Origin of the sequence: Streptomyces sp. NPDC006872 (genome assembly GCF_040635845.1) — a bacterium.
Taxonomy (GTDB): domain Bacteria; phylum Actinomycetota; class Actinomycetes; order Streptomycetales; family Streptomycetaceae; genus Streptomyces.
In genome coordinates this window covers 356,606-375,921 of record NZ_JBEYIL010000009.1, presented here as the reverse complement: position 1 = coordinate 375,921, position 19,316 = coordinate 356,606, and the positions used below count along the sequence as shown (strand labels likewise).

The 19,316-nt window shown below is 69.5% G+C and carries 19 protein-coding genes and 1 tRNA gene; 14 read left to right on the top strand and 6 right to left on the bottom strand.

What is annotated here, in order from left to right:
• Window positions 1-85 precede the first annotated feature (85 nt).
• The 4 genes from ABZ725_RS27680 to ABZ725_RS27665 all read right to left on the bottom strand — a co-directional run bounded on the left by ABZ725_RS27680 (window position 86) and on the right by ABZ725_RS27665 (window position 6,001).
• Window positions 86-2,518: an endonuclease/exonuclease/phosphatase family protein gene (locus ABZ725_RS27680; protein WP_358805249.1), complete on the bottom strand. Its 2,433-nt coding sequence runs from the start codon at window positions 2,516-2,518 to the stop codon at window positions 86-88.
• 186 nt (window positions 2,519-2,704) lie between these two features.
• Window positions 2,705-4,009, bottom strand: a complete 1,305-nt coding sequence (locus ABZ725_RS27675; RefSeq protein WP_358805248.1) for a hypothetical protein — start codon at window positions 4,007-4,009, stop codon at window positions 2,705-2,707.
• Complete coding sequence (locus tag ABZ725_RS27670) at window positions 4,006-4,431, bottom strand: hypothetical protein (protein WP_358805247.1); 426 nt, start codon at window positions 4,429-4,431, stop codon at window positions 4,006-4,008. The genes ABZ725_RS27675 and ABZ725_RS27670 overlap by 4 nt, the downstream gene beginning before the upstream one ends.
• Window positions 4,432-5,182: 751 nt before the next feature.
• On the bottom strand, window positions 5,183-6,001 hold the full coding sequence (locus ABZ725_RS27665) for a methyltransferase domain-containing protein (protein WP_358805246.1): 819 nt from the start codon (window positions 5,999-6,001) through the stop codon (window positions 5,183-5,185).
• 54 nt (window positions 6,002-6,055) lie between these two features.
• Between ABZ725_RS27665 and ABZ725_RS27660 the strand changes: the two genes are divergently transcribed.
• From ABZ725_RS27660 to ABZ725_RS27595, 14 genes are all read left to right on the top strand, one after another.
• Window positions 6,056-6,772 carry a GntR family transcriptional regulator gene (locus tag ABZ725_RS27660; protein WP_358805245.1) on the top strand — a complete coding sequence of 239 codons (717 nt, stop codon included), beginning with the start codon at window positions 6,056-6,058 and terminating at the stop codon, window positions 6,770-6,772.
• A gap of 446 nt (window positions 6,773-7,218) precedes the next feature.
• On the top strand, window positions 7,219-7,509 hold the full coding sequence (locus ABZ725_RS27655; RefSeq protein ID WP_358805315.1) for a hypothetical protein: 291 nt from the start codon (window positions 7,219-7,221) through the stop codon (window positions 7,507-7,509).
• Window positions 7,506-8,624, top strand: a complete 1,119-nt coding sequence (locus ABZ725_RS27650; protein WP_358805244.1) for a conjugal transfer protein — start codon at window positions 7,506-7,508, stop codon at window positions 8,622-8,624. Before ABZ725_RS27655 ends, ABZ725_RS27650 begins: the two co-directional genes overlap by 4 nt.
• Window positions 8,621-9,238, top strand: coding sequence for a GGDEF domain-containing protein (locus tag ABZ725_RS27645; RefSeq protein ID WP_358805243.1), 618 nt, complete (start codon window positions 8,621-8,623; stop codon window positions 9,236-9,238). The genes ABZ725_RS27650 and ABZ725_RS27645 overlap by 4 nt, the downstream gene beginning before the upstream one ends.
• On the top strand, window positions 9,235-9,582 hold the full coding sequence (locus ABZ725_RS27640; protein WP_358805242.1) for an RRQRL motif-containing zinc-binding protein: 348 nt from the start codon (window positions 9,235-9,237) through the stop codon (window positions 9,580-9,582). Before ABZ725_RS27645 ends, ABZ725_RS27640 begins: the two co-directional genes overlap by 4 nt.
• Window positions 9,583-9,584: 2 nt before the next feature.
• Window positions 9,585-9,902 carry a hypothetical protein gene (locus ABZ725_RS27635; protein WP_358805241.1) on the top strand — a complete coding sequence of 106 codons (318 nt, stop codon included), beginning with the start codon at window positions 9,585-9,587 and terminating at the stop codon, window positions 9,900-9,902.
• A gap of 2 nt (window positions 9,903-9,904) precedes the next feature.
• Window positions 9,905-10,075, top strand: a complete 171-nt coding sequence (locus ABZ725_RS27630) for a pRL2-8 (RefSeq protein WP_358805240.1) — start codon at window positions 9,905-9,907, stop codon at window positions 10,073-10,075.
• A gap of 118 nt (window positions 10,076-10,193) precedes the next feature.
• Entirely contained in the window at window positions 10,194-12,317 is a 2,124-nt protein-coding gene (locus ABZ725_RS27625; RefSeq protein ID WP_358805239.1) for an ATP-binding protein, read from the top strand.
• Between the two features lie 248 nt (window positions 12,318-12,565).
• Window positions 12,566-12,874: a hypothetical protein gene (locus ABZ725_RS27620; RefSeq protein WP_358805238.1), complete on the top strand. Its 309-nt coding sequence runs from the start codon at window positions 12,566-12,568 to the stop codon at window positions 12,872-12,874.
• 10 nt (window positions 12,875-12,884) lie between these two features.
• Entirely contained in the window at window positions 12,885-13,322 is a 438-nt protein-coding gene (locus ABZ725_RS27615) for a hypothetical protein (protein WP_358805237.1), read from the top strand.
• Between the two features lie 172 nt (window positions 13,323-13,494).
• Window positions 13,495-14,373 (top strand): DNA primase, encoded by an 879-nt coding sequence (locus ABZ725_RS27610; RefSeq protein ID WP_358805236.1) that lies wholly within the window; start codon window positions 13,495-13,497, stop codon window positions 14,371-14,373.
• Between the two features lie 11 nt (window positions 14,374-14,384).
• Complete coding sequence (locus ABZ725_RS27605; protein ID WP_358805314.1) at window positions 14,385-15,932, top strand: YfjI family protein; 1,548 nt, start codon at window positions 14,385-14,387, stop codon at window positions 15,930-15,932.
• A gap of 339 nt (window positions 15,933-16,271) precedes the next feature.
• A complete protein-coding gene (locus ABZ725_RS27600; RefSeq protein ID WP_205070345.1) occupies window positions 16,272-16,499 on the top strand; it encodes an excisionase family DNA-binding protein in 228 nt (75 codons plus the stop codon).
• Between the two features lie 84 nt (window positions 16,500-16,583).
• Entirely contained in the window at window positions 16,584-17,801 is a 1,218-nt protein-coding gene (locus ABZ725_RS27595; protein WP_358805235.1) for a site-specific integrase, read from the top strand.
• Between the two features lie 414 nt (window positions 17,802-18,215).
• Here ABZ725_RS27595 and ABZ725_RS27590 read toward each other — a convergent pair whose 3' ends face one another.
• On the bottom strand, window positions 18,216-18,902 hold the full coding sequence (locus tag ABZ725_RS27590) for a hypothetical protein (RefSeq protein ID WP_358805234.1): 687 nt from the start codon (window positions 18,900-18,902) through the stop codon (window positions 18,216-18,218).
• A gap of 207 nt (window positions 18,903-19,109) precedes the next feature.
• Window positions 19,110-19,181 (bottom strand) — tRNA-Cys (locus ABZ725_RS27585).
• Window positions 19,182-19,316 lie beyond the last annotated feature (135 nt).

Genomic DNA, 19,316 nt, shown 5'->3' with positions numbered 1-19,316 from the left:
CCGAAGGGGCGCGGGGAACTGCGCGACCAGCCACGATGGCGCCGCAGCAAAACGACGGCACATCGCGGCACATCCAGCGGAGCGCCTAGCGGCACCGGCTGACGTCGATCCGTACGATCTGCGGGTCGTGGTCGCTGGCCTGGTCGGCGAACTCGGCGTTGATGTGCACCACGTCGTAGTCGAAGTGCGTGACCGCCGGGCTGGTCAGGATGTGGTCCAGGGTCTGCGAGTTGCCGTCGTAGACGTAGGTGTAGCGCTGGTCGGCCGGCAGGGTGGTGATCAGCGGCTTGAGGACCTTGCCGTCCGTCAGCGTGCTGACGGTCCCCGAGAACTCGTAGTCGTTGAGGTCCCCGAGCACCACGGTCTTGGCGTTCTTGTCCGCCGCGAGCAGGGACTTGACGAACGCGTTCACCTCGGCGGCCTGCGCCTGACGCTGTGTCTCGGAGCTGCGGGCCGGCGGCTGGTAGCGGGAGTGCAGCGGCTGGTCGCCGCCCTTGGAGGTGAAGTGGTTGGCGATGACGAACACGGTCTCGCCGTGGAAGACGAACTCGCCCACCAGCGGCTTGCGGCTGCTGCCCCAGGCGTCGCTGGTCGGGTCGATGCGCCCGGGGGAGTAGGTGAGACGGGCGCCCTTGCGGGTCTTCACCACGCCGGTGGCGGTGGTGGCGTCGCCACCGGCCCGGTCGGTGAACGAGACCCGCTTGGGGTTGAACAGGAACACCTGACGGATGTTGCCGCCGGGCTCGCCGCCGTCCTGGTTGTTCGTCGGGGCGATGTAACGCCACTGGTACCGGGGGCCGCCGGCCGCGCGGATGGCGTCCGTGAACCGCTTCAGCGTGGCCTCGGAGGTGACGGTGCCGTCGTTCGTCGCGCCGTTGTCGTCCTGGATCTCCTCCAGGGCGACGACGTCGGGGGAGTTGAGGTTGACGGCGATGCCCTGGGCGAGCCGGTCGATCTTCTCCTGGTCGTCCAGCGCGTCCAGGTTCTCCACGTTGTACGTGGCGACCGCGAGCTCGTCGCCCCTCTGACGGCGGGTCACCTCCGGCTTCAGCCCGTTGTCGACCAGGGTGCCCAGCTGCGTGGCCTGGACGTTGTAGCCGCCGTAGGTGGAGTAGTCGAGCGGCCCGGTGGTGCTGCCGGCCAGCTCGTCGCCGACGTCGGCGACCGGGAAGGCGGCGGCGGTGTCGAGCGACATCACCTTCAGCCGACCGGTGTTGGGCTGGTCGTAGGAGGAGTACAGCGTGCCGCCGTGGGGCGTGGCGCTCTCTTCCGGCTTGACGGTCACCCACAGCTCGCCGTACTCGTTGCTCGCGCCGACGACACGGGCGTCCGAGAACGAGACGCGCATGCCCTCGGCGGCCTCGAAGAAGTCCTGGGCGTAGACGGCGGGTTCGAGCGGGAGCGACTCGATGCTCGCGCCGCCGGCGGTGGGAATGTAGGCGTCCGGAACGCTGCTCGCGTCGGCGGTGACGGCGGCGGGCAGGGCGTTCCCGCTGCTCAGCACGGTCGCCGTCGGCGCGGTGAGCTCGGTGAGGGACTGGCTGGTGCTGCTCGGGTAGTACTCGGCGATCTTGCCGCTGACCAGCACGGAGTCCCCGACGGCCACGGTCGGCGCGGCGGACCCGGTGTACACGAAGACGCCTTCGCTGGTCCTGGGGTCGGCGTCGGCCGCCGGATCCTGGATCCAGTACCCCTTGGACCCGGAGGTCCGCACCCCGGTGACGATCCCCGGCACCCGGGTGACGGTCTGCCCGGCGAGCGGGGAGAGCCGGGTGGCGCCCTGGATGTCATGGACGCGGACGGTACCGGGGGTCGTCGAATCGTCCCCGTCCCCATCTCCGTCCCCGCTGCCCGAATCCGGGGTCTGCCCGGCGGAGTTGACGGGGGACGGCGTCCCGGACGCGAGATCGACGGCGTTGTCGTCGGTGTCGGCGAGGGCGGCAGCGCGGCTGACGGAGGCGGTGTTGGAAGCCCCGGTGACCGGCCCGCTGCCCTCCCGCACGACGGCGCTGCCGTATCCGACCAGGTCGACGATCCGGCTGTCGGCGGCGCAGTCGGCGGCGGTCTTGCAGGTCAGGGCGGAGGTGCCGGAGACGAGCGCGATGGTGCCGGTGGTGGCGCTCATGGCGATGGACCCGGTGGCGTCGAGGGCGGGCAGGGCGACGGTCCCCCCGGATCCGACGCCCTCGCCGACGAGGAACCGCCCGCCGGGCGCGACGCTGCCGCTGAGCGCGGTGACCTGCCAGGTCGAGGAGGAGGACGGCGAGCCGGGCAGGTACTGCACGCTGAACCCGGCCAGGTCGTAGGCCGCCGTGCCCGCGTTGCCGAGCTCGACGAAGTCCCGGGTCAGGGTCGCCCCCGAGTTCCCGCCGCCGCCGTACACCTCGGAGATCACCGCGGAGGCGGACGGCGTCGCGTAGGCCGCGGGCAGCGAGGTGATGGCGAACGCGCTCGCCACACCCACGGATATGAGCGCGTAGGCGGTACGGCGGGGTCTGTTACCTACAGATCTGGACACGCTGGCGATCTCCTCGTACGTCGTCGGGTACGGCCGATGGTGGTGTGGGGGAGTCGGCTCAAGTTACGCGCGTAGAGAGGGGATCGCCAAGAGGTCGTAGGTTAAATCCGGGGAACGGGAAGGTGAGTTGAGCCGGGCGTGTCGGACTCGCGGCCGGAGCGGAGCGGAGCCGGAGCCGAGCCGGAGTCAGCTGGGAACGATCGGGGTGCCGTCGTTGCCGGATGGGTCCAACCGGCTCGGCTGAGGGTGGCTCAGGTCGACCCGGTCCACCGCGAACGGGATGGCGAAGAACAGACCGAGCACGGCCGGGAACCCGATCCACCAGGGAGCGTCGACCCGGTAGAGCCCGATTCCGGCCGCGACACAGGCGACCATCCCGAGGACGGCGACGGCGGTCGCGAGCCCTGCACCGTGGTCTTGCCGGAAACAGTGTGAGCACCAGCGCGACGAGCAACTGCCCACGAGGCGCGGCAGCTTCATCCCGCCGACCCTCTGGTACTTGACGTGCGGGCGCTTCAGCCCGAAGCGCGAGAAATGCACGAGGCGTCGGCGGCGGCGCAGGCACCAGCGTTTGTCACAAGGAGAGCTGCCGAAGACGATCTCGCCCCCGGCGGCCCGCACCACCTGTTGGTGCGTATGTTCCGGGCGTGTCGTGCCTGCCGTGCGTGTCGTGCCTGCCGGGGCGGCGGCAGCGGCAGCGGTGTTGACGGTGGTTGCCGGACTCGGACTGCTGAGCACGGCGACGGGCTCGCGCTCCTCCTGGTGCGGCCGCCGGCGCGCGTCGTCGCGTTCGGCGGCGTACTGGTCGGCGCGGGCGCGTTCGGCCGCCGCCTGCTGGTCGGCGCGCTGTCCGGCGGCTTCGGCGGCCTCACGGCGTCGGCGTTCGGCACGGTGGTCGGCCTCGGAGGCGGCGGCGGAGGCATAGGCGGCGTCGCGCTGTTCCTGCAGCCGCGCGTTGGCGGCCAGCGTGTCGACGTGGCGCTGCTGGAAGTCGGCGAGTTGGCCTTCGAGTGCGGCGAGCCGGTCGGCGTAGGCGGCGAGTCGGACCCCGTGCGACTGGAGGTCGGCGAGTTGGCGCTCGACGGCGATAAGCCGGTCGGCGTAGGCGTCGACCTGGGTCGCGTAGTGCCGGAGGTCGGCGAGGTCGGCGTTCGCGTGCGGGGCGGGCCTGCGTTCGAGTGCGGCGAGTCGCTCGGCGTGGGTGGCGAGTCGGTCGGCGTGCCCCTGGAGGTCGGCGAGGGCCGACTCGAGCTCCGGCAGCGAACCCCCTCGCGGCTCGGCGCCGGCAGCCGTGTGGTGGATGTGCAGCTCACCGATGTTCGTGACCCGACTGTCCGGGGCGCACGCGGAGTTCTCGACGCTGCCGCCGACCCCGATGGCGTCGGGGCCCACGTGCAGACGGCGGGGGCCGTCGGCAGGGGAGGCGGGGGAGGCGGGGACGGGGTCGGTCTCGGCGGGGCGTTTTCTGCGGGGCCAGGGCTGCGCGGTCATCGGCGGCTGTCGTCCCCGAAGGCGTTGTCGACGATGTCCCCGACGGCGGCCACCGAGTCCGGCCCGGCCCGAACCTCACCCCTGCCCGGCTGACCGGCGGGCCGCCGCCGGGGCGTGCGCGGCCCCGAAACCACGGCGCCGTGCCCGATCGCGTTCCCGATGAGGTCCCCGCCGGCCGCGACCCCACCGCGCTCGGCCCGCACGAGACGCTGGGAGCGGCCTACGTCGTCTGAAGCGCTGTTCAGAGCGAGCACGGAGATCACCACCCCGGCCAGCCCGACCACCGCGCCGACGACACTCGCCACCTGCCCCGCGGCATTCAGATCCCCCAGGACGGCGAGCGACACCAGCCCTGCCGACCCCACCCCCGCCACCCCCACGGCGGCCCACACGGCACCCCGGCTCGGCCCCACGATCCCCATCGACCCTCCCACCGCCCATTCCGAAGAAGCGCCCACAGAGTCCCACCGCGCAACTCCAACTGCGGGGAGAACAAAGAGACATCGCAAAAACCGGTCAGCGGACGCCTCACGCGATCACGTTCAAGCACTGAGCCGGACGGCCGAAAGGGCGGCACCCCATGCGGGGTGCCGCCCTTTCGTTCTGCCTGGTCAGGCCGGTCAGAGGCCGTGGCGGGAATTGAACCCACGTACCTCGCTTTGCAGGTTTGTCTGTGTTGGTCAGAGCGTGATCCCGACGAGTCCAGGGGCGTTCAATCCTGTACGGATGCTGCGCCGGTTGGGGTTGCGTGAACGGTCCCGGACCTTCGCGTACGGCGATGAATGAGACGGAAACTGAGACGGAGCCGAACTCACTGAGCTGCGGGAAGTCCCGTACGGGACGCGGAGGCAACCGGTACGTTGATGGAGGTCTCAGCAGTAGGGACCGCCGTGGGGGAGCCTTGAGACGAAAGTCAGGCTGAGTGAATAGTTCCACCGTAGCGACAGTGATCATCACGGTGTTCGGAGTTGTCACGCTTGTCTTGGTGAACCTTCGAGCGCTATTCGCTGAAGCGGGGCGCACCTTGCGTGCTTGGAAGTCCCTTCGTCGAGCATGGAACGAGACGGAGGAGTCCAAGAAACAATAGGTGACAGTGTGGCCCATCTCATAGGAGGTGGGCCATACGCATGACCAGGATGGCGAGGGCTGCTGACCGAGACGGAGTGGAGCGAGTTAAGCGGCGGGGTTGGCGGGAGCCCGGCCGACGGCAAGAAGGTGCGAGCTAGCGGCTAGTAGCTCTGGGTACGGTTCAGCCATCCGCGCGGCCGTCATGGCGGAGGCAATCAGGTCTTCCGTAGGCCCCTCGCCTGGCTGTTGTTCAACAGCTTTGACCAGCGACCACGCCGGGCCCTCGATGCCGAAGACCTCAACGTCGGTGAGCCCTGACTCTCTCAGCTCGTTGGCAAGTTCTTCCGCCCGGTGAAAGTACGCCAGGGTGAAGTGTGGGCCGTCGTGCACCGCTGTACGGAGAATCTTGGAGATCGCATCGTGCATGCGCTCGGTGTGCAGGTGGGCGTATGTGACGTGCTCGAAGAGCGAGGCGTAACGGTTGATCGCTGCGGCGGCCACGAGCCCGCCCGGCTTCACGACGCGTCGGGCCTCCGAGAGTGCCTTGCGACGGTCAGCAGCATCAGGAAGGTGATACAGCGGGCCGAGTAGCTGGACGACGTCGTAACTGCCGTCACCCGCGTCCAGCGCGCGAGCGTCTCCGAGTGACGCTGAGCAGATGGCTGATGCCTGTTCGACATGGCGAGCGACGGGGTCCACGAGAGAGACCGCATACCCGTCCTTGACCAGCCATTCGGCGTGCACCCCGGCCCCGCCGCCCACGTCCAGTACGCGCGCGGGCGCTGGCGGCAAGAAGCGCCGTAGCAATTCCTGGGTTCGTGCCAGCTCGAGGCGACCGTCTGCCGAGCGGTGCAGACGGCTGCTCTCATCCACGGTTTCGCTGTAAAAGCGCAGGACAGAGGGTGCCAATTCAGGATTCGACATAACGGCAGTATCCTGTGTACCGGTGGACCAGTCCAGCACCCTAGAGGGGAAGCCATGGCGCTACTGAAGTATGAGGAGATCGCGGAGTCGCTGCGCTCCCGAATCGCCGCTGGCGAGTTCGGCCCCGGCGAGACCCTGCCGTCTGGGCGCGACCTGGCCGAACAGTGGTCGGTGTCGCGCGCGACAACCGTCAAGGCCCTGGATGTGCTGCGGAACGACGGCGTTGTCATCGCCAAGCAGGGGACGGGCTTTGTTGTCACGGAGACGCCTGTTGCGCGGCCTGCGGGGGCGCGGCGAGCAGGTTCCGCCCGGATCGCCGGCGGCATGCCGTTCCTGCGTGTGGGTGAGCCTGACTGGGCAGAACCGCCCCCGCGTGTGGCGGCCGTGCTCGGCATGGATCCGGGCGTCTCTACGCTGCGACGCATTCGGATCCTCCAACTTCCCGACGGGAGTCCGCACAGCTACGCGGAAGCGTGGTTCCCGCCAGACATCGCAGAAGCCTCCCCGCGACTCGCCCAGACCGCACCGATCCCGGAGGGTACGACTCGGTACGTGCGGCGGCAGACTGGCCGTTTCCCCGCCGAGGGGGTGGACGTGACTACGGTCCGCTTGGCCAATGAGTCCGAAGCTCACCACCTTGGACTGTCTGAACCGACGGCAGTTGCCGTGATCCTGCACACCGCTTACGACCAAGAGGGTCGCCCGCTTGTGTGTGAGGAAGGGGTCACGCCCTACCCTCACTTCGAACAGGTGGAGACCTATGCGATGTAGGCCAGAGAGTCTCTTAGGGGAGCTGGACCGGTCCGCCGGTCCAGCTTTTTTGGTTCCCCTGCAACCTTCTTGAGCAGCGCAAATCGCCAACTCGCCACTCCGGATGCGAACTTGGGGGTTGACTGGACCGGTCCACCGGTCCAGTCTGTGGATGCGCCCGGAGGAAAGCCCCCGCAAGGGGGTGAGTGCGAAGTGAGCGCGCATTGATTGAGAACTCAACAGCGTGTTGTTTGACGGGGGTTGACCCCGTCTCCGTGACGGCCGGGTGACGACCGTCGGCCCCGGCATGCAGCCGTGAGGGCGCGGGATCGAATCTCGCCCGGGGTGCTGGGCCCGTCGCGACGAGCGGTAGTGGCCCTCAAGCCGGTGTGGCGGCACTCCCGGACAGGACAGCCCGCCGCCCGGTCTCCCTCCCGACGTAGCAAGAGGAGAGATCCACCATGCGTATGCGCAACTTCGTCGCCGGCCAGGAAGCGCACGGCGACACCGAGTTCGCGGAACTGGCGATCGGCGTCGACGTCGACCTGTTCCGGGGGCCGCTGGAGTCCGAGACGGACGACGAGCGCGCCGCCCGTGAGGACGCGGCCCGTGACATCCTCGCCGACCTGCGGGAGCAGGCGGAGGCCGGTGACGAGATCGCCGGTTGGGACGCCCTGTACGCCGACGCGCTCACCCGGACGGTGCCCTTCCTGCGTGCCGCTCGCGGCCACCGCGAGGGAGCGGGGGAAGCGGCATGAGCGAGACCCGCAAGCCCCTGACACGGGTTCAGGTCGGTGTCCTGACTGCTGCGTTCGTGCCGATGCTGGCCACGGGCGTGGTCGGAGGCATCGGCACGTACAGCAACATTGGGCACGCCTACGGCAAGGGCACCGCGCTCGGTGCGCTCGGTGCCGGCGAGGGCGCTACGGCCGTGCTCGCGCTGGTCCTGCTGGGCCTGACCATGCTGGGCCAGTCCTCACCCCGCGTCGTGCGGGCGGGACTGTGGGCGTTGCCGGCCGCCGCCGCTGTGATGGGCGCGATGGCCGCCCCGGACCCGGGCCGCACGGTCGTCTACGCGCTGACCCCGATGGGCATGTCCGTCTCGGCTGAGGGCATGGCGTTCCTCGCCCGCCGGATCGTGGTCCACACCGACGGCCGCGATGCGGAGAATGAGCGGCGTACCGCCGACATCGTGCAGGCCCTCGCCTATCACCGGGCGCGCGCCGCTCACCACCCGACCAGTCGGGTGCGGAAGCGTTCGGATCGGGCGTCGTGGCGTCTGGCCCGCAAGGTCGGGGTCGGGGACACGGCGTTGGGATCGAGGCTGCTGGACGTCCAGCGCGACCGGATCACCGGCGGTGCGGACGCTGCGCTCGCGTCGATGTTCGCCCCCGCCGTGCTCGACTCCACTCCGGTCATAAATGCTGAGGAATCGACTGTAAGTAGTCGAGAACGGTCTATGGCTGACCTGCCTGAATCGAGCACGCCCACGGTCGTGGTGACGCGGCTTTCGGTGCCCGATCCGGTGCCGGTCGACTTCGGCAAGAGCGGCACCAGCATGAAGCCGATGCCAGCTGTCGTCCCGGTGGTGAAGCCGGTGCCGATCGCCCCGGCATCGGCCCGGTCGCTGCCAGCCGCGTCGACCTCATCGCGTCGTGCGACGGGCCGTGTCCCGGTCGCCGCCAAGTCGACCCGTACCCGCCGCACCCCCGACCAACTCATGGCGGAGGCGCGGAAGGCGACGGCCGGCTGGACGGACGCGCAGATCACGGCTGAGGGCATCCGCCGGGCCCTGCGTACCTCGCCGGCGAACGCCCGGATGCTGCGTGACGCCCTGCTCGCCGAACGCGCCGCGACGGCGGTGACGCCGTGAGTACCCTCGCCGCGCTCTTACCTGCCCTGCCGCCCGCCCTCGGGTGGGCGGTGCACGCTTGGTGGCTGCACGCACGGCTGACGACCGCCCGCCGCGATCCGCTGACGGGGCTGTGGACGCGGGACGCGTTCACCCGGCGGGCCCGCCGCCTGCTGCGCGACCCCCGCGCCGTGGTCGTGCTCGCGGACGTCGACCGCTTCAAGCAGATCAACGACACCCACGGCCACGCGGCCGGTGACCTGCTGCTCGCTGCGGTCGCCGCGCGTCTCGCCCATGGCACCGCCCCGGGCGGGGTCGTGGGACGGCTGGGTGGGGATGAGTTCGCGGCCGTCGTCGTCGACCGCGACGGGACGATGGCCGACCGGCTGCACACCCTCGCCCGCGTCCTCGCCCGCCCGGTCGACACCAACCCGGACGTGCACACCACGGTGTCGCTGGGGTGGGTGCGGGCCGTCGACCACCCGGGCGAGGACCTGTCCGCGCTGCTGCGCCGCGCTGATGAGGCCATGTACGCGGCGAAGCGGTCCGGCCGCTCCGGGCCCCGGCGGGCCCGCCTCGGTCGTCTGCTCGGGTCGGTTGCCGGCCGCCGTCCCGGACGGCGCGGCGCGGCATGAGCACCCTGCCCGTCTTCCGGTGGCACCTCGCCCCGGACGGCTACGCCACCCGCCGCCAACTGAGGGCCCGCGACCTGCGCCCCGGAGGGCAGGACGTCGCCGCCCAGCTCGAACGACCGCGCCGCCGCCGGGGCCCGCTCGTCGCCTACCTCTACCGGGTCGACCTCGCCAAGCCGGTACGTCCCATGACCCCGGCCAGGTGGGCGGCGCTGGCCAAGGCCAACACCGCCCGCCGCACCTGCCCGCAGTGCCGGCGCGATGCCGGATACGTCATCCCGCCGTCGCTGGGCATGTGCGTTCCCTGCGCCTTCCCCGAACCCTCCGAATCCCCTGGGAGCCGTTGACCATGGGCAAGCCCGACACCCGACGCATCGACCGCGAGATTCAGAAGACGAACCGCAAGCTGGAGGCCGTCCGCCGGGGCGAGACGTGGCCCCTGACCAGTGCCGAGCGGCGCGCCGTGATCGGCGCGCTGGCCGGCGGCTCGTACCGGGTTCTGCGCGGCAGGAGCGCCGCCCGCCAGGAGAACCGGCTGGACTCCCTCGCCAGTTCCGTGGAGACCCGCCTGACCGCCGAACTGACCGCGCTGCACGTCGAGCGGCAGCGGATCGTGAACGAGGCCGCCGCCGCCAAGGCCGCCAAGAAGTCGTCGGGGTGGTGGTGAGCATGCCCGCGACGCCCACGCCTCCGGGCGAGTGCCCGCAGTGCTGGCAGCACGCCCACGATCGGCGCGTGCACCGCCGCCTCGGTCCCCGAGAGGACTGCCCGCAGTGCGTGGACCACATGATCAACGGCTGCCCCAACATCGTGCCCAAGAAGAAGTCGAGCTGGTGGTGACACCCACCCCCGCCACGTGAACCACCCGCCGGGACGGCCGCCCTCGCCGTCCCGGCCCCTCACCCTTCCCGCATGCCCTTACCCGCCCCCGCCATCGGGGTGTTGAGGAGACTTCCGCATGTCCGAGAACGTCGTTCACCTGCACAAAGACACCGACCCGCCCGCCGAACCGGCCACCGCCACCGTGACCACGCTGACCGTGGTCCCCGCCCCGGCACCGCCGGCACCGACCCCGCTGTGGGTGCGCTCCGGGCGCGCCGTCAAGCACGCGGTCACGCACGAGAACACGAAGACCGCCGCCCGCACGGTCGCCCGCCACAGCCTCTACGTGGTGGGCGGCGCTCGGATCGTGGCCCGGCGGACGTGGGACGGCAAGACGGCCGCCCGCTACGAGCGGTTCATGCGCGCGGCGGAAGCCGCGGGGAACATGGAGGCCGCAGCCGAGTGGGAGGAGCGCGGGCAGCACTTCCGCGACGCCCGGCACCGCCGCCGCATGGACCTGCTCCACTCCCCGCTGGACGCCGCCAAGGGCATGGCCGTGGGCACCGGGATGGGCATAGGCGCGCTGGTCGCCCTCGGGATCGTCATGGCCATCGCGAACAAGGACGTCAAGGACGTCGTCACCCCGATCCAGGCCGTCATCGAGTTCATCAACCTGCTGATCACCATCGTGCAGGTGGTGTGGGGGCCGGCCGTCACCCTGGGTCCGTTCCTCGCGCTGCTCGCGCTGTGGGCGGTCGGCAGCAAGCAGCAGGCCGCACCGCAGTGGGCTCTTCCCGCGACCGTCCGCAGCAGTGAGGGGGAGCCGATCACCCCGTCCATCGTGGTCAAGGCCCTGCGCGACCTGGGGGTGCCCGCGCTGCGCAAGGCGATCAAGGAGATGGGCGACGCCGGCGCGAGCATGCTCGGTCCGATCCGGATCGCCGGATGCGGGGTCGAGGTCGACGTCACGCTTCCATCCGGGGTGGCCACGAACGAGGTGCAGGGCAAGCGGCGCAAGCTCGCGGAGAACCTGACCCGGCATGAGCACGAGGTGTTCATCACGCTCCCGGAGGCGGCGCGGACGGTGCGGCTGTGGGTGGCCGACTTGGGTGCGCTGGACGAGCCGATCGGTCCGTCCCCGCTGGTCACCGACGAGACGATGACCGCCGACTACTCCAAGGGCCGCGCGCCCTGGGGTCAGGACCTGCGGGGCGACGCTGCGGCCTTGAGCGTGTATCAGCGGCACCTGCTGATCACGGGTCTGTCCAACCAGGGCAAGACCGCCGCCCTGCGCTCCCTCGCCCTGTGGCTCGCGCTGGACAAGTCGGTGGAGTTCTGGATGGGCGACCTAAAGGGTGCCGGCGACTGGAACATGTTCGACGGCATCGCGACCCGGCTGATCCAGGGCCCGACCGACGACCATGTCATCCAGGTCACGGAGATGGCGGAAGACGCGGTGGAGGAGATGAACCGCCGCCTCCAGGCCCCGCCCGGCACCGTGTTCCCGCCGCTGATCGTCATCGTGGACGAAGCACAGGTGGCGTTCATGTGCCCGGTCAAGGACGAGGACAAGCGCCCCTACGGCGGCTCCTCCTCCACCTCCCGGTACTTCATGGCCGCGCGGAAGATTCACAACCAAGGGCGGGCCGTGAACGTGCTGCTGTGGCAGGGCACCCAGGACCCCACCGACCAGAACCTCCCCAAGCTGGTGCGGGAGGGCGCGCACACCCGTGCCTCGCTCGCGCTGGGCACCGAGTCACAGGCGGTCATGGCGCTGGGAGAGAAGGCCGTCAACGGCGGTGCCGCCCCGCACCTGCTGCGCCAGGGACTGGACAAGGGAACCCTGATCGTCGCCTCCGACGGCATCGAGATCCCCAAGGGCCAGACCTCCATCACCGTGCGCACGCACTACATCAGCACCGACGACGCCAAGGTCATCGCCGCCCGCGCCAAGGCCCTGCGCGACGGCGTCACCACCCTGCACGTGATCGAGCGGGGCGAGGAGCGCGACCCGCTCGCCGACATCGCGTCCGTGGTCGGCACGGCGGCGCGGGTGCGCACGCAGGACGTCATCAAGCGGCTCGCGACGCTGAACGAGGACGCCTACGGCACGTGGTCGTTCTCCGACCTCACCCGCGTCCTGGAGGGCACCGGAGCCGAGCCGTACAAGTCCGACGGGGTCATGGTCATCGGCCGCGACCGCCTCGCCCGCGCCCTCGCCAACCGCGACGGCCACGGTTCCGCTTCTGCCTCCGAATGAAGGGAGGCGCACCCTCCCCGGGCCAGGGAGGCAGGGAGAACTCCCTGAACCCCTCCCTGGCCCGCCTCCCTGGCCTTGACCTGCACTGATGATCCATCAGGGAGGCAGGGAGGCCCGCAGGTCAGCACCCCTGAAACCCCCTCCTGAAGCCTTCCCGAAGGGGGTGGTCCTGCCTCCCTGGTCGACCGCCAGGAGGGATTCCGCATACGTCCGGCACCATCCCGTCGCGCGCCCTCAAAGGGGGACCCATGCGCCGCTCCGAACCGCCCGGCAACCTCGCCCCGCACATCCCCGCCGACGCCTACCGCCGCGCCCAGGCCACCGGCCAACCCGTCGTGATCGTCGTCCACACCACCGACCACCACGGCCGCCCCCTGTCCGCCTACCTGTACCCGCTCGCCGTCGCCGGTGCCGGCGCGGTCGGCGTCTTCGCCACCGTCGCCGCCTTCCTCGCCTTGCTCGACTTCGCCGTCCACACCGCCGTCCAGATCGCCGCCGCCACCGGCCCGATCAGCGTGGGCGGCATCAGCCTCAAGCTCTTCGGCTCCAAGCGCTGACAGGAGAACTGTGTTCGAGATCCGGATCATCTGCGACTACACCGACGTCGACCGCCTGACCAACGCCCTGAGCGGCGTGTTCATCACCGGGCGGGCCGTTGTCCACCCCGCCCGTGACGGCAAGCGCGCCCGCGTCTACCTCGACGCCGAACCGCGCGAGATCTGGCCCGACCCCGAGCAGGCCTACACCGACGCCCCGAAGCTGCGCAGCGAGATGGCGTGGCTGACCGAGCGCGAGCCGCACGAGCGCGACCGCGTGTGGTGGCTGCGCCGCGCCGCCGCCACCGACCGCATGGCCTGCGGACTGACCCCCGACGGCATCGCCACCGAGGAACAGGCCCTGAACGTGGCATGCCGCCTGATGAGCCTCGACAACGCGGCCCCTGTCTACGACCCGCGCGCCTACACCCGCCAGCAGTACGCCCACTGGGTCGCCGACCAGCAGTAGCTACGCCCGTGGGCGGCGGCACTCCCGGACAGGACAGCCCGCCGCCCACGGTCTCCGATCCCGACGTAGCAGAACAGGAGACCTACAGCATGACCGAACCGCGTGCTTTCAGCGAGGGCCCCATGGTCCGGGCCACTCGAACGGTGCGAGTCCTGCCGATGGGGCTGATCTCATGAGCACGACGCCCGAACCCCTGCGCGTGGCTCTCGCCCTCGCGGCGGTCGGTGTCCCGGCGCTGCCGTTGCGGCAGGGCAAGGCCCCGTTCGGCAACTGCCGCACCTGCAAGGACAGCGCCTGCGGTGACCGGCCCAACATGAAAGCGGCGGGCCCGTGCCGGTGCTCTGGGCCCTGCCACGGGTGGGCTGCCGCCACCACTGACCCGCACGTCCTCACCTCGCCCGGATGGGCCCCGGCATGGCGTCAGGCCGTCGCCGTCGCCTACCACCCCGGTGGGGCGGGGGTGACCGTGGTGGACCTGGACAACGCGGCGGCGGTCGCATGGGCCCGCGAGACACTGCCCGCCACCCGCATCGTGCCCACGACACGCGGTGAGCACTGGATCTATCGGGGCACCATGCGCTCATCCAACGCGGTCCGGCCGGGCGTGGACGTCAAGTCCCTGATGCAGTACGCCCGTTGGCTGGGGCCCGGCACCGGCCGCGTGGTCGACCTGCCGGCGGCCGTGCGCGCCCTCGCGGTGAAGGAAGACACCACCCCCGCGTGCAGCGAGGTGGCCTCTTCCCTCCCAGTACGCGCCACCTGGGACCGGACGGTGGCCGCCGGATGCCGCCACACCGAGCGCTACATCCGCGCCGGTCTGGGACGCGGTCTCGCCCTCGTACGAGCCCGCACCGAATCCGGTGCCGGATCGCAGGCGTTCGGCGTCGCCCGGTTCCTCGCCGCTCAGCACGCCCGGTGTCCCGGCCCGTGCGGACTGGCCGTGATCGGGGAAGAGATCGTGGCCGCTGCCGTCTCCGTCGGGGTTCCTGAGGTCTACGCCCGCCGCGCCGTCGCCAACGGCCTTGAGACGGCCTCGGAGCGTGTCGCATGAACACACAGCCTGTGGACAACGCTGAACTGTGGGCGGGACTGCCCACCCTGGAAGAACCGCCCGGCGAGGACGACGCGACCCCGGACGTGTGGGAGGACCCCATTCCCCTCACCGGCCGCCGCGAGCTTCCGCCGTTCCCCGCCCACGTCTTCCCCGCATGGATGGGGGAGTTCGTGGCGGCCGTCGCGGAAGAGACGCAGACCCCGGTGGACCTCGCCGGATCGATCGCCCTCGCTGTGCTCGCCACGGCCGCCGGCGGCCGGTCCGTGGTCCACGTACGCGGCAACTGGCGCGAGCCCACCAACCTCTACACCGTGGTGGCGCTCCCGCCCGGCAACCGCAAGTCCGCTGTGTTCGCCCTGCTCACCAACCCCCTCTACGACGCGGAGAAACAGCTCAAGGCCGCGATGCAGCCCGCCATCGTCGAAGCGGAGGTGACCGCCCGACTCGCGAAGGAAGCGGCCGACAAGGCCGCCGCCCGTGCCGCGTCGGCCGACGGCGACAAGCGGGAAGAGATGGTGGCCACCGCGGTCGGCCTCGCACAGACCGCCGGCACTCTCACCGTCCCCGCCGAACCGGTGCTGCTGGCCGACGACTCGACACCCGAGACGGTCACCTCGCTCATGGCAGAGCAGGGCGGCCGGCTGTCGGTCATGAGCGCGGAGGGCGGCATCTTCGACATCATCGCGGGCCGCTACTCCGGGGCCCCGAACATGGACGCCTTCCTCAAGGGGCATGCCGGGGACCGGCTGAGGGTCAACCGGCAGTCCCGCCGTGAGTACATCGACGCCCCCGCCCTGACCATCGGACTCGCCGTGCAACCCGAGGTGTTGCAGGACATCGGCAAGGTGAAGGGGTTCGACGGACGCGGCTTCCTGGCCCGCTTCCTGTTCTCCCTGCCCAAGTCCATGGTCGGCGAACGGAAGGTCGTCACCGACCCCATCCCCGAGCAGACGGCCGCCACCTACGCCGCGAGGGTCATCGACCTCACCCTGTCCCTCGCGGAATGGACCGACCCGGCCATGATCCAGCTCAGCCCGAAAGCGGACGCGGCCCTGATCGCCTATCAGGAACGCGTCGAACCGCAGCTCAAGAAGCGCGGCGGCAAGCTGGGCCACATCACCAACTGGGCCGCGAAACTCGCCGGTGCGACCGCCCGCATGGCCGCGCTGCTGCACCTCGCCGAACACGGTGGCAACGGCTACGCCCACCCGGTCACCGAAGACACCATGTGCGCGGCGATCGAGCTGGGGGAGTACTACACCGCTCACGCCCTCGCTGTGTTCGACGCCATGGGGGCGGACCCGGTCATCGGCCGGGCCCGCAGTGTGCTGGACGTGCTGAGGGACAACCGGTGGGAGGACGTCAGCCGGCGGGACGTCTTCACCGCCCTGTCCCGCAGCGAGGTGCCGACCGTCGCCGATCTCGAACCCGCCCTCGCGCTGCTGGAAGACCACGGATACCTGCGGTCCTACCAGCCCGAGCGCACCGGCAAGCGCGGCAGGCCCCCCGCGCCGCGCCTACTCGCCCACCCGGGCCTGCGGGACGGCGACCGGTGACCACCGGCCGCGCCCCCAACCCCTCCCGCACAAACCGCAAAATCCGCAGAAAAACCCGGACCCCTCGCTGACCTGCGGCGGGACCCTCGCGCAACACCGGCGAGGGGCCCGCCGCACAATCCCGCGATATTCCGCAAAAAAGCCGAGCACCACCCCCGCGCTGGGACCGGCGACCGGCCGCCCCTGATTTTTGCGGAATATCACGGGTTTCTGCGGAGCACTGCCCATCACGCCCGCACACCCCATCACCGCAGGTCAGAGACCATCCCCGGCCTTTCTGCGGATATTGCGGTTTGTGCGACGGCACTTGCCCATGAACTCAGCCCCACGGAGTGAGCCTTGGACGAACACGCCACCCTCCCCGCCCCCGCCGACGACGACGCGACCCTCGTACTCCTCAAGGTCGAAGAGGCCGCCCGCAGACTCCGCATCGGCCGGACGACGTGCTTCGCGCTCATCCGCACCGGAGAGCTGGAGTCCGTCATGGTCGGCGGTCTCCGCAGGGTCCCGGTCGACGCGCCGGCCGCGTACGTGACCCGTCTCCGCACTGCCCACCGCGCCGCTTGACGACGCCCGGGGCGGCGGCACTCCCGGACAGGACAACCCGCCGCCCCGGTCCCCATCCCGACATCGAGAATCAGGAGTCTGCCTGTGGCAGAGGAACAGAAGCGCACCCGACAGCCCAACGGCCGTAGCTCTATCTACCTGGGCAAAGACGGCAAGTGGCACGGCCGCGTCACGGTCGGCATTCGCGACGACGGCACCCCGGACCGTCGCCACGTCGAACGCAAGACTCGCGCTGAAGTGACGGCCGCTGTACGCGAGTTGGAGAAGCAGCGAGATGCCAAGACCGTGCGGAAGCCTGGTAAGGCGTGGACGGTCAAGACATGGCTGACGCACTGGGTCGAGAACGTTGCGCCCCTCGCCGTCAACGACAACACCATGGTCGGGTACCGCGTCGCCGTGCGGAAGCACCTGATCCCCGGCTTGGGGGCTCACCGTCTCGACAGGCTCAAGCCCGAGCACATCGAGGTGTTCTACGCGAACATGCAGGCCACCGGCAGCAAGCCCGGAACCGCCCACCAGGTGCATCGCACTTTCCGAACCGCCCTCAATGAAGCCGTACGGCGAGGGCACCTCGGCAAGAACCCCGTTCAGTTGGCCAAGGCCCCGAAGACGGGGGAGTACGAGGTGGAGCCCTACAGCGTCCAAGAGGTACAGCGGTTGCTCAAGGCCGCTGACCAGCATCGCAACTCCGCACGGTGGGCTGTCGCCCTTGCCCTCGGACTGCGCCAGGGCGAGGTGTTGGGGCTGAAGTGGGAGGACGTGGACCTTGAGGGTGGGTTCCTCGTTGTCCGCCGTAGTCGCCACCGGCCGCAGTACGCCCACGGGTGCGCGGAGCCCTGCGGACGCAAGGCGGCCGGGTACTGCCCGCAGAGGCGACGAACCAACCCGGAGTTGTCCACCACCAAGTCCCGCGCCGGCCGCCGTGCGGTCGGTCTCCCCGAACAGCTTGTTGACCTACTCCGTGCCCACCTCATGGCGCAGGAAGGGGAGCGGGGAGCAGCCGGGAAGCGCTGGGAGGAGAACGGGTTGGTCTTCCCGGACGAACACGGACGTAGCCCGTCCCACCGCCGGGACTGGGCCGATTGGAAGTCCCTTCTGGCGGAGGCGAACGTCCGGGACGGACGTTTGCACGACGCGCGCCATACGGCCGCGACTGTACTGCTGATCCTTGGCGTACCCGAGCGGGCCGTCATGGGCCTTATGGGGTGGTCAACCACTGCTATGGCTGCTCGATACCAGCACATGGTGGACGCAGTGCGGATCGAGGTGGCAAAGCAGGTCGACGGTCTAATTTGGAGTTAGACCTGAGAAGCCGGGGTGTCGCAGTGGCTGCGGCATCCCGGCCGTCGCCTGTTGTCGTGGATTAGTAGAATCCACCGTGGATATTGTGTTTCCTTTCTTACGGCTTTGAGGGTGACGGTTGTGGAGGGAACTGTTTAGGCGGGCTCTGTTCTAGGATGTGTCTGATCTTGCATTGACGCTCAACATCATCTGTGATTGGTACGTTCCCCTGCATCTGTGGATACTGTTCAGTGATAGAAAGTGCATTCTTTAGCTCGGCAAGACAGTTTGGGTCGTCAGATTGTTGAGGTTGCAGGGCGGCTGCGGTCGCCATGATTGCTGCCAAGATGGTAGCTAAAGGGCTAATGGTGGTTGCGAATACCCACTGGCCGCGTGTTTGTGGATACGGTGGTGGCTGTGGAAGGAACGGCGGGGTCATGTTGCCTTCCCGCACAAACCCTGGGGCGGCGTCGAATCTAGGTCTTTAGCCTCCTTGTGTGCCCCCGCTGCAATTAGAGCGGCCCGGTACTGCAGAAGGTCCCGTACAAGAACCATTCGGACCGATTCAATTGACTGCAACTGTTTCCTGAGTCTCGTGGGGTGGAGGCGTTCGCGCTCACGCACTTCTTCTTCGCGCTCACGCTCTTCTTCAAGGGCGTTGCGTTCGATGATATAGCGTTCGATGGTATTGCGCGGCTTGTTGCGCTTTATCCATCGCCTGCTAAGCCGTACGCCCCGATAGGCGCGTCCGAATCGCTGCATGGTTTGTTCGCGCGCACTCGTGATTTGTTCTTCTTGTGTACACAGCGAATGCAGGTGTGCCTGCACATCCAAGGCGAGGCCGTGCAAGTGCATCACATATTGACGCCGCCTTCCCCAGCTCAACAGAAGCGTCAGTGAACCAAAAGCAAGCGACAGTGACCCGGTGAGGTAAAGCGAGCGGGCCCAAGGAGTATGCGGGGGTTCGATTAGAGCGAGAAGAGTGATCAGCACTGCGACAGCAAGGGTGAAGGCTCCGCACCATACGAAGTAGGCCCGAGATGGAGGGATCGACCGCAGTAGGGCAGCTCCCATCTCGTGTTGCTCTGTGGCGAAAGCCTCTGCCTCTTGGATGGCGTGCATAGACTCACATTAGGGAGGATCGCCAGTCTCGGCGCGCGACACATACCTCCGCTGGAGCAGTCAGGTGAGGGCGTAGGCCTAGTCTGTTCGGGCTTGAGTGGCAGGGGTGCGGGCTAGCAAGTGAGACGGCAAGTGAGACGGACGACCGAAAGGGCGGCACCCTTGGAAGGGTGCCGCCCTTTCGTTCTGCCTGGTCAGGCCGGTCAGAGGCCGTGGCGGGAATCGAACCCACGTAACTCGCTTTGCAGGCGAGTCCCTAAGCCACTCGGGCACACGGCCAGGTCGGGGGTGGGGGTTGAGGCCCCGTTCCGAACTTGGTAGGTCGACCGTACGGGCCGGTCCGGACGCCGCTCAAGGGGCGCGGGCGCGCTGCAATGGGACTGCCATACGCCGTTCATGAAGCGGTGAGGCGGG